The following is a 14103-nucleotide window of genomic DNA, read 5'->3' as shown; positions in this document are numbered from 1 at the left end:
CTGTAACGACTACCCTGTAATGACTACCTTGTAATGACTACCTTGTAATAATTACCTTGTAATGACTACCTTATAATGACTACCCTGTAATGACTACCTAGTTGACAAGTATCTTATTATAATGAACACCATTTAAATGAAAAAGATATGAATAGATAACTTGACTATGTCACATCACAAGGTAAAGCGTCATCATTAGACATCGTATGCCAAAGAAATCGTTTGTAGTGAAATCGCTAACAACGATTGGAGTAACTGTTTAATCTGACAAAGTCAAGATAAATTTGTACTCAAAGGCAAGTTTTTCTTTTCTGTAGAGCAATCCAGCACTCTGAACTTAAAATATAACAGGATCAGATTGAAATAAGAAAACGGAGTTTGAAACAAGATTTCCCGGAGAACTTATCATCCATCCGGGGAGTTGGGGCGTGTACCGAATTCTCTTTGCAAAGAATAATCACTCTAAATTAAATCATATGGAACTGATATTATGGCAAATGATTTTAAAGAAAATAGAAGCGTACGAACAGGAAAACCGGGTAGAACAAACAAGACAGGCAAAACAAGCAAGAGAACAAGTAGAACCGACAAAACCACTGAGACAGCTTATGACCGGCTGGACAAAGCCCTTGCAGCACACGAAAAGGCCCTTGAGAAAAACCCGGAGGATGCTGCAGCCTGGGCTGGCAAGGCAGCAGTGTTTCTAAAGCATAGGAGGTATAGTGCCTCCCTAAAGGCGATTAAAAAAGCTCTTGAAATCGAGCCTGAAAACCCTCACTACCTTTACGAAAAAGGTTTTGTGCTCCTGCAGCTCAACAGGGAAGGAGATGCATTACAGGTCTTTGACAGGTTGCTCGAAATAAAACCTGACAGCGATAAAACCTGGAATCTCAAAACTTCAGTACTTTGCAGACTAAAGCAGCACGAAAAAGCCCTTAAAGATTCTGAAAAAGCTCTTTCTGCCAATCCGAAGCTTGCAGGAGCCTGGCACGCAAAAGGTTCTGTGCTTGCAGATATGGGCCGATATGAAGAGGCTATAGAAGCCTATGACGCCGCGCTTAAGCTTAACCCGAACCTTGCAAGAGTCCTGGTGGGGAAAGGATTTGCCCTCTACAGCCTGGACAGGCCTGTGGAAGCCATGATAGCTTATGACGCTGCTCTCAAAATAAACCCTGATAATGCAAAGACCTGGATAGGGAAAGGTCTTGTCCACCTAAAACTTGGCAAATTCAAAAGAACTATTGCAGCCTGCAGCAAAGCGATTTCAATCAAACCTGATTCTTCCGATGCCTGGTACTGCAAAGGCATGGCCCTTTCCGGCCTGGATAAGAATGAAGAAGCTCTTGGAGCTCTTGAAAGAGCCCTCCGGATCGATCCGGACAATTTCGAGGCTAGAAAAGCTCTGGCTTCCGTGAATTCTAAGCTCGGAATATCTCTCGAAGAAGAGGAAGAAGAAAGAATGGGAGAAGAGAAGCCGAAAGCGAAGCGAAATGTGTGGACAAGAAAAAAGCCAACAAGTGAGATACTAAAGAAAAGTCTGGATCAGGAAAAAGAGAAAAGAGGAAAAATTAGCAGGAAGAACTTAGGAGCAAAGAAAGAGTAAAAAACCGGCTAGCTTTAGAAAAATGAACTATAGGAAGAGAGAAAAAGAAATGATTCTCTTTTTCCCTCCTGTACAGACTGTCCTACAATTATTGGTAGTGATAAAAAAGGTATCCTCTTCAAATTGTATGGGTAAAAGCAGTAATGTATTTTTAATCACATAATAAATATAATAGTTGTTCCATTTTCCTTTATCATATTTTGGAGTAAAAAATGGAACTCGAAGCTTTAAAAAAATCTCTGGCTTCGCTGGACATCAATCCGGATGAAATTAAAGATGAAAGTATACCAAAGCTTTTCGTATTTTGTTTTCTATAACGGCTCTACGGTTAGTTTTTTAACAATGGCCAGTTTTAACTGCTAACTTTCATGCTACTTTTCATAGTTCTCATCGCTTTCTGGTTCATTTATGAGACAATGCAAGTTTTATCCCAATGAATGTAAAAATTCCGGCTTTTCCCCAGTTAATATATCTACCAACTCCTGGCTTCTGTATTATTCTTTCTCCAACGGTTCCGGCAAAAACCGAAACAGCGGAAAAGATCAGCCAGGCCTGAACCATGAAAATTATTCCCAGAAATATCATCTGCATGGGGACATTTCCCGAACCTATGTTTACAAACTGGGGCAGGAAGGCGAGGAAGAATAGAGCAACCTTAGGGTTTAAAACGTTCATAAAGATACCGCGCCTGTAGAGGGCAAAAGTGTTGGTTTCCCTAACAGGAGCCGAAGATACTAGCTCTTCACTTTCTTTTAAGGCGTGCCAGGCAAGGTAGAGTAGATAAACTGCACCCGCGTATTTTACAATTTCAAAAGCAAGAGCAGACTTATATATAAGGGCAGAAACTCCGATTGCGGCTGCGGTAGTATGGGCGAGTACGCCGGTAGAGAGGCCGGATGCTGTTGCAATTCCTGCCTTTTTGCCCTGCGAAATGCTCTGAGTAATTACGAATAGAATATCAGGTCCCGGAAGAAGCGTAAGTGCCGCAGAGGCTGCAATAAAATAGATTAACTGAGATTGTTCTATCAAGGGTCTCACTGTTCCTTTTTTGTTTTTGCTCTTTCCCACTATTCCTTTTTTTGTTTTTCCCCTTTTTCCCTTTGCTCTTTCCCACTGTTCTTTTTTTATTTATTCTCTTTCCTACTGTTCCTTTTTTGTTTTTTCTTTTTTCCCGTTGTCCCTCTTTCCAACTTTTCCTTTTTTACTTAAATTTCGTTCCTCAGTAAACTGTAAAATTTCTCCTTTGCTTCCTTCTCAATCCAGGGCTGATGTCCGCATTTTTCCAGCAAAAAAAACTTGAAATCCTTCAAAGTCCGAGAAAGAGGTTCTTTAACTCCTTCAAATGGATGCGGGTCATAGTCGCCATGAATCGCAACTACCGGGCAGTGGATTTCTTTTCCGATTTTGAGTAGCTTTCCTCGGCTTCTCAGTTCACTTGCTTCTTCCCATACGCCTTTGAAGCTCTCGTAGTTGCACTCAAGAACTTCATCTTCATAGGGAAGAGGATCATAAGTATCAGTTTTCGACATTAATTTTCCAAAATTGCACAGGGTTTCATTCAGGTTTTTAGCTGAAGGATCATCAAGGGTTTCGGTCAGGCAAACGAAGTTCTCCAGATCTTCTTTTCCGAGCCTGTTTATCCGGGTTTTCTTTATGCGCGCAGCATATTTTTCTTCGTATGGGCCGCTCCCGATAAGTATTAGCTTTTTTACTAGATGGGGATGCCGGGCAGTAAAAATAAAGCTGAGCATTGCACCCCAGGAAAAACCAATTAATGTAACCGGTAGGTCGCCGTGACCTTCCAGAATTTCCTTTAGCTCCCTGACCTGCTCTTCAATAGTTACTGCGGTTTGAAGCGGTTCAAGTACGCCTCCAAAAACGGAGAGTTCTCTTGCAACAGGTGCCATTTCCCCTGGAGCTCCCGGGCCGCCGTGGATTACAGCAAGACTAAAAGGTGGATTTCCGTATTTTTTCAGATTATTCATGTTTGTATAATTTTTCATTTTAGCATCCGGTTCTGTTTTTTTGACTTAGTTATAAAAGAGTATCAAATTAGCCGGGCTTCATTCTTACTATCGTAACTGTTATATACAATTATATTCCTTCGGTATTCATACGACATAGTTGCATCTGTAACTATATTTTGGACTAATAACTTCCATTTATAACTTCCATTTATAACCTTCTAATGACAATAATGATAAAGGATTTAGCTATGGCTTTCAAACAAAAAACAAATACTTCTAAAGACAGAATACAAAAAAATTTGAAAGTGACCGTGCCGCTTCTGGCACTTCTGTCTGCCTTTCCTCCTCTTACCACAGACATGATTTTACCGGCCCTTCCCGATCTGGCCAAAAGCTGGAACGTCTCTCTATCGCTAATTAACTTGAACCTGGTTTTTTTCTTTGTGACCTATGGGCTTTTCCTTCTCTTCTACGGCCCGATTTCTGACCGTTATGGACGTCGACGTCCTCTCCTTGTCGGGCTTGCAGTGTACATAGTGACAAGTCTGCTAGGTGCTTTTGTTTCTGGTGCTCCCATGCTGATAGGTACTCGCATACTGCAAGCTGCAGGAGCTGCTGCCGGTTCCTCTATATCCATGGCAATGACAAAAGATATTTTCGTGGGTTCAGAAAGAGAAAGAATTCTTGCATATATAGCTGTAATCATGGGCCTTGCCCCCATGCTTGCTCCGATCATTGGCGGGTGGATTCTTCTGTATATGTCCTGGCACTGGATATTCTTAATGGAGGCATTCATGGGAATTATCGCAATGTTTGGCGTTCTCCACTTTCCGGAAACACTACCAGAAGTATCTGAAACTCCTTTATCTCAGGTCATTAATACCTACGGCAGATTGCTGCTCAATCCCCCGTATATGATCATGGTTCTAGTCATGTCAGTCAGTTTTTTCCCATTGTTTAGCTTCATTGCAGGTTCTTCTGCCATCTATATTAACGAGTTTGGCCTGAGCGAGCAAAAATACAGCTACTTTTTTGCCTTAAATGCCCTTGCCATTATGACCGGTGCCTTCTCTTGCCTTCGGTTAACAAGAAGAGTGAATTCAAAGCACTTGATGACAATCGCATTTGCGGGAGTTTTTCTGGGCGGTATTTTCCTACTTTTTATGGGACAACATGGTCCCTGGAGCTTTGCTCTTTCCATGTTTATGGTTTCGTTTTCCCTGGGTTTAAGCCGTCCTCCCAGCAATAACCTTGCGCTGGAACAGGTTGACCAGGATATAGGTTCAGCTTCTTCCCTGCTGATTTTTACCTATTTCATCTTTGGGGCTGTGAGCATGTGGTTTATCTCTCTGGAATGGGCGGATAAAATCCCTGTGCTCGGAACCACGGTCATAGTTTGCGGAGCTCTGGTGTTTACGGCATGGTTTGTTATACAGAAAAGAGGCGTAAAGGGAATTGCTTAACTTTATAATGTCTTAAAACCCTTATAAAAGACACCGCCAGGTAAGCTGGCGGAATCGCTTTTAAAAGTTATATTATTTCGCCTGTTCTGATAAGGTATAGATTTAGAATTGACTTTGTCACAAAAGAGAATGCCGTTGGCTTTATCCTTTTTGATCTCTGTCATTCACTCTACTTCTGGCCTCCAGAGCTTTTTGCAGCTTAACAAACCTGGCTCCCATCTCAAAAGCTTTCTGGCAGTCCTGCGGAAACACTTCTTCTCGCCTTTTTGCCTTTTCCTCAGGATTGAAAATAGACGAAGCGTATTTTGAATAATCATCAAACTGGTATGTATCGGTGCTGCATAACGATTCGGAATACCCAAATATCCTTGTTGCAACCCATTCATTTGACTCAATAAGCTTATTAGTCCCAACCAGCTCAAAAAGGTCCTCAGTGATGTTCATAGTGTAGATGAAACCAACAGGAATATTTCTGGGATAAAATGTCTGTGTGTCAATAGAGTAGGTTATATATGGGAATATATAGCGCTCCATAAATGACCGCATTTCTCCTGTGGAATTTCCAAGGTAAATTGGCGATCCAAGTATTACAGCACCGACGTCCTCCAGCCTTTCCAGCATAGATGTCAGTTCATCCTTTACTGCGCACTTTCCAAAGCTTTTTCCACCTCTTAATTTGCAGGCAAAACAACTTATGCAGCCTTTAAAGTTGAGATCATAAAGGTGGATTAATTCTGTTTCTGCACCTTCCGAAGCTGCGCCTTCAAGAGCTTTTTCCAGCAGGGTAGCTGTGTTCCAGTTCTTTCGAGGACTTCCGTTTATCGCTATCACTTTCATAATTTTTACCTCATATTTTCAACTTCTTTTGCATTTGTATTCGCAATATCGGCACTTTAGGCAATATAAGTACCTTAGTTTTCTCTATGTGATCACTATGGTTATAGGTTTCACTACGTTACAGATCATTAGGATCATGGACGAGTTTTATCTGAAAACTTTGAAAAGTTATAGGTTTTACTACGTTACAGATTACTACAGTATCCTCTCAATAGCCAGAAACAGAAAATCTGGAACTAAAAACCGTTTTTTAGAAAGTGTTTCTCAAAAGTCAAAGTAGTGAATTTCAACCGAAAAGATAAGGAGGAAAAATAACATCACACATAACATCATACATAACATTACAAATAACATCACAAATAACATCACAAATAACATCACAAATAACATCACAATAGGCAGGCTGCTGAACCCTGGGGAAGTTTCCAAGATAGATTTTTTGGTCTACCTGCGCTTTTTTCTCTGATTATAGATAATTTTTTAAATCAGTAGTGGAAATGTATAAATTATTTATTAAGTTGACCTATTTCATATAATAATATGAAAAACTCCGAATTATAATTCCAGTATTTTTAAGATTCTACATCTAAGGGACACTAACAGCCTCCCAGTCCACTGACGCTTTTCCAGAGTTGAGAGTTTCATGAATAAGCAAAAAGCCATACTAATATTATTATTGCTCCCACTCATTCTATTTATGCTGTTTCTCTACGGCCCTTTCTTATTAATGGAGTTACTTGACAGTTCCTGGTATTACTCCGAAGAAGTTGATATTGGGTCTTTTGCCTACAATTCCGTACTTACGAAAGCGGAGAAAGCTGGTTATGAAATAGAAGGTTCATGGCCCTGGCCCGGAAACTTTTCGGGCTTTGAACCAGGAGATGTCCCTGAAGTCCGGGAAAACTTCGGAAGTGCTGCTCTTGTGCAGAATATAAGGCTTAACTATAAAGATGACTCCGAGCTTATGGTCTTTGTATGTGAAAACGGAACTGAAACCGGGATTAAAACCTGTATTGCAGTCTCGAATTTTAGCCATTCCGATCCCGAATCCCCTTTACAGCTATCGGAATTTCCTGATGACTCCTGGATGCTTGAAAAATTAGGGCTCCTCTTCGGCTCGGATGAAAAAGCTTCGGAAAAGTATCTTGAGGCTCTGAAAAAAGCTGCACAAAATCAGACATGGGACGCCGAAATACAGGTGAATGAGTCTCCGGATTTTCCGGCTGTACATGCGTATTTTACGGAAAACAGTGATGATTCCAGTTACGACAATTACGTTTTGGGTTTTTATGGATACCCCAAGATAGGCTCAGATACGAAAGAAATTTTTTTAAAGGACGGGAACCAGGTAGGTTCAGTAAGGTATTTTGTCCCAAAGGCAGGGATCGTGACTTATGATAAGGAGAACAGGTACATAGGTAACAGGTACATAGGAAACAAGTATATAGTTGAACTTGATTCTTCAGGAAAGGTCAGGCTTGAAATCATAATGCATGTCGGAAGCGTCAGAGAATCGATACCTGAAAAAAAATATCGCGCATTTTTTAGGGAGATGTTTGAAGAAATGGGACTTCCTCCTGAAGCGGTGGACACCTTTGAATTTTTTCACACTTCTTTAATGATGTGATGAAACTGCCTGAAGCTTAAGCAAATTCTTTATCTGCCTGCCTGAAGCTTAAGCAATTTCTTTATCTCCCGGAATCCAGAGTTTGTAAATAATTTGAAAAATATGAAAGCGAGATAAGAAACAGGAACTCTGAAATAGGGATAACTAAAGATATATAATATATCCTGTTAACTTATTATAAAAATAAATTAACAACCCCCATAAAAATTCCAGGCTAATGACATTATGATACGTAAAAGGCTTCATCGCTATGCCATGTTGAAACGATATGGCCAGATAATCGAGGTTCTCCAGAAGTATGGGTTTGGATATGTTGTTGAAAAGATAGGTTTGAGCAGTATCAGGGACTTGACCTATAAGTTTAACAATAAAGATAAGGTGGACAGGCTCAATACTTCAGGTCCGGTTAGAGTACGTAAGATATTCGAGGAACTGGGTCCGACCTACATTAAATTAGGTCAATTACTGAGCATGAGGCATGACCTTATTCCTCTGGAATATGCTGCCGAGTTTGCAAAACTTCAGGATGAAGCGCCTTCTTTTGAGTTTGAAGAAGTCGAGCTAATTATAAGAGAAGAACTCGGCCATCCCATTGAAGAATTATATGAGTGTTTTGAGAAAAAACCACTTGCCTGTGCATCTATTGGGCAGGTGCACAGGGCAAGGATAAAAGATGGCGATGAGGTTGTTGTGAAAGTCCAGCGTCCTGGCATAAAGGAAGTAATAGAATCTGACCTGGACATTATGTACAGTATAGCCAGACTTGTTGATGAACATATGCCAGAAGCGAGATTATACAGACCAATTGAGCTTGTTGATGAGTTATCTCGCAGTATTCTTGCAGAAATAGATTATACTCAGGAAGGCTGGAACGCAGACCGTTTTGCAGACAATTTCAGAGAGAATAGTCAGATCCATATTCCACGGGTTTACTGGGACTATACAAACACACGTGTGTTGACGCTGGAATATATCAAAGGTATAAAAAGTAGCCGTGTGGATTTACTGGACAGACAGGGATTTGATAGGAGTAATATAGCTTCTGTAGTCATAGAAGCTTTCATGCAGCAGGTATTTGAAGATGGATTTTTCCATGCAGACCTGCATCCCGGAAACATCCTTATAATGGAAGACGGGAACGTAGCTTTTCTTGATTTTGGAATGGCAGGTCACCTTTCCTCAGAAGTATGCGATATATTTCTGGATGGCATGGTAGCTTTAGTTAATGGAGATAGTTCTTTATTCGTCGAGTTACTCAGAGATATGGGTTGTATAGATTCCTATGCAGACACAAGGTTATTGAAAGAGGATGTTGAATCTTTTCGCTCCAAATACTATGGTAAAGCTCTGAAAAAGCTTGATGCCTCTATGATAATCGAAGAACTAATAGGTATCTTAAGGGATCATCAGGTTACTATGCCTCATAACATAGTCTTACTGGTTAGAGGTATAGTGGCTGTTGAGGGTTTTGGACTCATAATGGACCCGGATTTAAATTTTAGCGAACTTCTCGAACCTTATGCAAAAAATGAATTGAAAAAGCGTTTTTATCCACAAAACCTGGCTCGTAAGGCATATAGCAATATTTCAAGCTGGACGCGTCTCTTTCGAAAAGCCCCGAATAAAATTTCACATATACTTGATCATGCTGAAAATGGCTATTTAAATATAAAACTTGAATCTGAGGAAGGTAAAAAGCTGGTGTCCGAGATTGACGTTGCAAGTAATCGGTTATCTATCAGTCTGATCATCTCTGCTATGATTGTCGCTTCTTCTCTGGTCATTCAGACACATATGAGACCTCTTGTTTGGGGTGTGCCTTTTCTTGGCACATTCAGTTTCGTTATTGCCAGTATCTTTGGACTGTGGCTTATATATAATGTATTCAAGACAGGTCGGATGTGATTTTCCAATGTATACTTTGCGGAAAAATAGATAGCATGAAAAATTATGAAATTTGAAATTTTACTGCAAAAAACGGATTTTATTTGGATTTGACCTTTTCTTTCTGGAGCGCTAGATCCAGAACTTTTTCGAATTCTTGCTCATCCCTGAGTCCAAGAATTCTGGCCGTGAACCTGTCCTTACTGGCATTTCCAGCCTCTTGCATATATACGTATTCCCCGTTTTCAATACCTATGATCACACAGGAGTCAGGAATAGAGTTTACTCCAAAATACTCAATAAATTCAGGGCTTTGGTCAATATCTACGGACATGATCGTTGCTTTTCCTTCATATTTATTTGCCAGTTCCTGAAGGATGGGCTCCATTTTCTGACATGGCCCACACCATTCAGCGCCGAGTTTCAAAAAAACCGGACCTTCCTCAAGGGATGTATTTATCTGCCCAAGTTCGGTTGTATTGACAACATAGCCATTATCATGAGACTCTTGAGTAGAGTTTGGCTCAGTACAACCAGCTGTAAAAAGCACAGCTATAATCAGAATCGATAATATAACTAACTGCTTCATATTGATCGTGCTTCATGTTGATTGTCTGCTACTACATGATTAATGTTTTATATATTATAAAATTTATGCAGTAAAACTGAAAGAATTGCCTGAATAAAAAACATCAAAAAAATAAACTAAGATCTATCTCCCCTAATCTTTGTGTTTTTAACTTCAAAAATGGCGATTTTTGATTTTTTGGCTTTGGCAGAGTTCCGGTTTTGTAAATTAGACTCTAACAACAGTCCAGAGCCGTAAAAGAGCCGTTTTTTTCCTGAGTTTGATGAATATAACCTAGTTAATTTAAGTTAATTAAAACAATAATTTCATTCTCGATGCCATTTTGCATGTTTTTCTATGACGAAAAAGGCCGTTTTCTCAAAGTTTGTGTAAAAAACTGGGAGAAAAAATTAGAAAGAAATCAGGAGGAAAAATTAGGAGGAAAAATCAGGAGGAAAAATCAGGAGGAAAAATTGGATGGGTATTATGGTCTGGAGACTGTAATCCCAATCCTGCATTTCTTAACGTTTATGCACTATGCGCAGGTGCATAACTGCTTCCAGGATATAAGGATGGTACTACCGGCCTGGGTAGATCAATATCCAAGGCTTCTCTCAAGACTTCTTCGATGGTCTCCACAGGCACGAACTGAAGTTTGTTTCTGGCATCTTCAGGCACATCTTCAAGGTCTCTTTCGTTTTCTTTTGGCAGGATTATCTTCTTTATGCCTGCCCTGTGGGCTGCCAGAACTTTCTCTTTTATGCCTCCAACAGGCAGTACTGCACCGCTCAACGTTATTTCCCCTGTCATGGCAAGTTTGGGGTCAACCGCTTTTCCGATTATCAGGGATGTAAGGGCGGTAAAGAGGGTTACGCCTGCTGACGGGCCGTCTTTTGGGGTTGCACCTGAGGGTACATGGATGTGAATATCACTTGAAGTGAAGTCAAAGCTGTTTGCAGTGTTTGCAAGCCGTGACCTTACAAGGCTCAACGATATCTTTGCAGACTCTTTCATTACATCCCCAAGCTGGCCTGTAAGTGTGAGTTTTCCACTGCCTGGCATAAATGTGCCTTCTATGAAGAGAATATCTCCTCCCACAGGCGTCCATGCAAGTCCTGTAACCACGCCGGGTACATTTTCTTTTCTGGCTTCTTCCTGCCGGATTATCTCTTTTCCGAGAATTTCTTTGAGCATATCCGCCCTGACCACATAAGGAAGGTCGGCCTTGCCTGACACGATCTTTTCAGACACAAACCTTGCAGTCTTAGCAAGCTGCTTTTTAAGCCCCCGGACTCCGGCTTCGCGAGTGTATTTATCGATGATTACTTTCAGGGCTTCATCTTCAATTTTAAGTTTCTCTGCATCAAGGCCGTGGTCTTCCAGTATGCAGGGCACCAGGTGATCTTTTGCAATTGCAAGTTTCTCATTCTTTGTGTAACCTGAGATCTCAATGGTCTCCATCCTGTCGAGAAGCGGCCAGGGGATACTTGCCATAGAGTTGGCTGTAGCTATGAACAGGACATCGGACAGGTCATATGGGATTTCCAGATAGTGGTCTGAGAACGTGCTGTTCTGTTCAGGGTCAAGGACTTCCAGGAGAGCACTTGCCGGGTCTCCAGAGTAAGAAGCTGAAAGCTTATCAACTTCGTCAAGAATAAACACAGGATTTTTCGTGCCTGCTTTTCTCATACCCTGAATAATCCTTCCGGGAAGGGCACCGATGTATGTCCGCCTGTGTCCCCGGATTTCGGCTTCGTCTTTGACACCTCCGAGGCTGATCCGGACATATTTTCTGCCCAAAGCATCTGCAATGCTTTTCCCAAGGCTTGTTTTACCGGTTCCGGGCGGTCCAATCAGGAGCAGAATTGAGCCCTGCTTCTCGTGTTTTAATTTCATAACTGCCAGGTGCTGGATTATTCTCTCCTTAACCTTTTCAAGTCCGTTGTGGTTGCTTTCAAGCACACGACGGGCTTCTTCAATATCGATGCTCTTTTTCTCCTCGGTTACCCAGGGAAGGTCGAGCAGGAGGTCAAGATAATTCCTTATAACAGGGGCTTCAGGATTGTGACTGCCTCCGGTTTCTAGTTTCTTTAATTCGGAAAATGCCTTCTTTTTTACCTCATCAGGCATAGTTGAGTTTTCAATTTTCTCCCTGTATGCAGCATCGCCTGAAACCGAGTCACCACCTTCGTTGAGCTCTTCCTGAATCACTTTCAGTTGCTCACGGAGCATTGCCTCTCTATTGGACTTGCTTATTTTGTCAGTGACTTTTTTTGCCATTTCGATCTGGAGATTGATATTTTCTTTATGCTTTGTCAGAATGTGAAGGAACAGAAGATACCTTTCGCGAACCGAGGCAAGCTCCAGGAGTCTCTGCTTTTCGGCAAGTTTTACGGGTATGTACGGCATGGCAAATCCCATTATCTGGTCAATGGAGTCCATCTTATCGATTGACTTGGTAAATTGTTCAGAACCCTGGAACCGGGCACTGATCTCGTGAATTGTCTTTTTTATATTTGCCAGTACCTCAGTTTCAGCGTCCTCATCGAAATCCGGCAGATCATGGACAGGCCTGTAAGTTGTGTAGAACAGCCCATTCTTCCGATACAGAGATATAGCCTCTACCCTTTCGATAGCCTTTGCGACAACGAGATATCCGTCATCAGCAGGCTGTACATATGTAATCTTAAGCAAGTTTCCAATCTTATACAGGTTCTCTTCGGATAGTTCTGAAGCCTTTGTGCCGCTCTTTACAGTCAGCCCGATGGCAGATACAGATTCGGCGTTTTTCATGTCATTTAGGAGTATTTCCCCTGTGACTTTGTCAGCAAGAAATTTGGCCCGGCTTTTTGGGTAGACAACTACCTCAAAAAGCGGCATTACGATGCTTTCTCTGGTTTCATCGGGTTGTTCTGGATACATTGTCAATCGTCTCATTTTTCTAAATTTGTTATCTCTGTTTTCCAGGTTAGTCCAATTATTTAGTTTGAATTAACCTAACTTTTTCGCCGAACAAAAAAAATTACCACACCTTTTCCAGGAGGTCGATAAGCGTGTCAATTTCTTTCTCGTCCAGAGAATCTGCCATTTTTTCAATGACCCTCAACAATGCGTTTTCTTCGGCACGAGCTATTCTCCGTCCTTTTTCCGTCAGGCGAATGTAAAAAATTCTTCCGTCTTTTGAGGACTTTTCTTTGTACACGCAGTCCATTTTCACGAATTTGTTCACCATCTCTGTGATGGTTGGCTTTGAGTTTCTAGTGATCCTAGCAAGCCTGCTAAAAGTCACGTCCCCATTATCATCAATAAGCTTCAGATATCCGATCTGTTTTACAGTGATATCTGATAACCCACATTCAGAGAGGATATCACAGGAGCATTCTCTTTGGGTTTTGAACAGGTTTTCAAAGACTAATAATAAATGCTCTTTTTTCTCTGTCATGCTGGATCTTAGTCGTTAGTTAGTCATTGCCTAATTAAATAGCTTTTGGTTGGGCAACCTCTGGTCATGGATTGTAAGGTTAACGTATTTTCGTCCATGCTACAAGAAGGGCATGAGAGGTAATTTTAAAAATCAAACAAATTCAAAAGATTTAACTACCTCACACTTTTATTTCAGGAAAGATTAGCTAGATAATTAGTGGACAAAATAGACTATAAATTTGTATTTTCTACGTTTAAGGATCTGGGAGAGTATCGGAAGAAAGTAAGTCTTGTACTACGACAGATGGGCCATGAAAATATAGCAATGGAGTATTTTGTTGCAGAAGTACCCTGCATACAGGAGCAAAACCAGAAGCCTAAGAAAGACAAGATTAAAAAAGCCCATATAGGCCTCTTCCGAAAACGAGTTGTGCCGGGTTATCAGAGTTATTCCTGACCTTAAAAACGAGATTGCAACCATGTTCATATCTGTCTGGAAACTCGCAAGCTTTGACCGAAAGGGTTTTGAAAGCAGGACTGCCAGAAAAAGGATTCCCAAAAAAGCATAAATTGCAGAAATAATTTATTCATTTTTTGACTCCAGGAGTCCGAATGTGCATATGAATCCTGACTTTGACAGTTACATAAAAATAAGTGCTCTCTGTTTTGTATGATTCGATCCAATGAACATCACAAAACAGAGAGCCTTCCTACAATTCCTAACAAGAATA

General features: G+C 40.9%; 11 protein-coding genes. 5 read left to right on the top strand and 6 right to left on the bottom strand.

The window, feature by feature from the left end:
• Positions 1-490: 490 nt before the first annotated feature.
• A complete protein-coding gene (locus A9239_RS03940; RefSeq protein WP_048118468.1) occupies positions 491-1603 on the top strand; it encodes a tetratricopeptide repeat protein in 1113 nt (370 codons plus the stop codon).
• 402 nt (positions 1604-2005) lie between these two features.
• Here the strand turns inward: A9239_RS03940 and A9239_RS03935 are convergent, their stop codons facing one another.
• Together A9239_RS03935 and A9239_RS03930 are read right to left on the bottom strand one after the other, a co-directional pair.
• Complete coding sequence (locus A9239_RS03935) at positions 2006-2641, bottom strand: LysE family translocator (protein WP_048122977.1); 636 nt, start codon at positions 2639-2641, stop codon at positions 2006-2008.
• A gap of 167 nt (positions 2642-2808) precedes the next feature.
• A complete protein-coding gene (locus A9239_RS03930; RefSeq protein ID WP_080941481.1) occupies positions 2809-3606 on the bottom strand; it encodes an alpha/beta fold hydrolase in 798 nt (265 codons plus the stop codon).
• A 212-nt stretch (positions 3607-3818) separates the two neighbouring features.
• Here A9239_RS03930 and A9239_RS03925 point away from each other — a divergent pair, with 212 nt between their 5' ends.
• The gene (locus tag A9239_RS03925; RefSeq protein ID WP_048118470.1) at positions 3819-5033 is read left to right on the top strand and encodes a multidrug effflux MFS transporter; all 1215 of its coding nucleotides are present in this window, start codon (positions 3819-3821) and stop codon (positions 5031-5033) included.
• Positions 5034-5174: 141 nt separating this feature from the next.
• Here the strand turns inward: A9239_RS03925 and A9239_RS03920 are convergent, their stop codons facing one another.
• Positions 5175-5870 (bottom strand): flavodoxin family protein, encoded by a 696-nt coding sequence (locus A9239_RS03920; protein WP_048118472.1) that lies wholly within the window; start codon positions 5868-5870, stop codon positions 5175-5177.
• A gap of 643 nt (positions 5871-6513) precedes the next feature.
• Here A9239_RS03920 and A9239_RS03915 point away from each other — a divergent pair.
• Positions 6514-7497, top strand: a complete 984-nt coding sequence (locus A9239_RS03915; protein WP_230669087.1) for a hypothetical protein — start codon at positions 6514-6516, stop codon at positions 7495-7497.
• A gap of 225 nt (positions 7498-7722) precedes the next feature.
• Positions 7723-9402, top strand: a complete 1680-nt coding sequence (locus A9239_RS03910) for an AarF/ABC1/UbiB kinase family protein (RefSeq protein ID WP_048155168.1) — start codon at positions 7723-7725, stop codon at positions 9400-9402.
• A 79-nt stretch (positions 9403-9481) separates the two neighbouring features.
• Here A9239_RS03910 and A9239_RS03905 read toward each other — a convergent pair whose 3' ends face one another.
• From A9239_RS03905 to A9239_RS03895, 3 genes are all read right to left on the bottom strand, one after another.
• On the bottom strand, positions 9482-9970 hold the full coding sequence (locus A9239_RS03905) for a co-chaperone YbbN (RefSeq protein WP_048118479.1): 489 nt from the start codon (positions 9968-9970) through the stop codon (positions 9482-9484).
• Positions 9971-10477: 507 nt separating this feature from the next.
• Positions 10478-12871 (bottom strand): endopeptidase La, encoded by a 2394-nt coding sequence (lon, locus tag A9239_RS03900; RefSeq protein ID WP_048155165.1) that lies wholly within the window; start codon positions 12869-12871, stop codon positions 10478-10480.
• Positions 12872-12971: 100 nt separating this feature from the next.
• Complete coding sequence (locus A9239_RS03895) at positions 12972-13391, bottom strand: MarR family winged helix-turn-helix transcriptional regulator (RefSeq protein ID WP_048118485.1); 420 nt, start codon at positions 13389-13391, stop codon at positions 12972-12974.
• Between the two features lie 198 nt (positions 13392-13589).
• Here A9239_RS03895 and A9239_RS03890 point away from each other — a divergent pair, with 198 nt between their 5' ends.
• On the top strand, positions 13590-13829 hold the full coding sequence (locus A9239_RS03890; RefSeq protein ID WP_048118490.1) for a DUF4062 domain-containing protein: 240 nt from the start codon (positions 13590-13592) through the stop codon (positions 13827-13829).
• Positions 13830-14103: the final 274 nt, after the last annotated feature.

The organism is Methanosarcina sp. A14, from assembly GCF_001729375.1.
GTDB lineage: Archaea > Halobacteriota > Methanosarcinia > Methanosarcinales > Methanosarcinaceae > Methanosarcina > Methanosarcina barkeri.
Note: the sequence above shows the minus strand (reverse complement) of the source record. Positions and strands in the feature narration are given on the sequence as shown.

What these genes read in the sequence shown, in the direction of transcription:
- A9239_RS03940 (WP_048118468.1), top strand. Translation starts at nt 491, where the DNA reads ATGGCAAATGATTTTAAAGAAAATAGAAGCGTACGAACAGGAAAACCG.
- A9239_RS03930 (WP_080941481.1), bottom strand. Translation starts at nt 3,606, where the DNA reads ATGAAAAATTATACAAACATGAATAATCTGAAAAAATACGGAAATCCA.
- A9239_RS03925 (WP_048118470.1), top strand. Translation starts at nt 3,819, where the DNA reads ATGGCTTTCAAACAAAAAACAAATACTTCTAAAGACAGAATACAAAAA.
- A9239_RS03920 (WP_048118472.1), bottom strand. Translation starts at nt 5,870, where the DNA reads ATGAAAGTGATAGCGATAAACGGAAGTCCTCGAAAGAACTGGAACACA.
- A9239_RS03915 (WP_230669087.1), top strand. Translation starts at nt 6,514, where the DNA reads ATGAATAAGCAAAAAGCCATACTAATATTATTATTGCTCCCACTCATT.
- A9239_RS03910 (WP_048155168.1), top strand. Translation starts at nt 7,723, where the DNA reads ATGATACGTAAAAGGCTTCATCGCTATGCCATGTTGAAACGATATGGC.
- A9239_RS03905 (WP_048118479.1), bottom strand. Translation starts at nt 9,970, where the DNA reads ATGAAGCAGTTAGTTATATTATCGATTCTGATTATAGCTGTGCTTTTT.
- lon (WP_048155165.1), bottom strand. Translation starts at nt 12,871, where the DNA reads ATGTATCCAGAACAACCCGATGAAACCAGAGAAAGCATCGTAATGCCG.
- A9239_RS03895 (WP_048118485.1), bottom strand. Translation starts at nt 13,391, where the DNA reads ATGACAGAGAAAAAAGAGCATTTATTATTAGTCTTTGAAAACCTGTTC.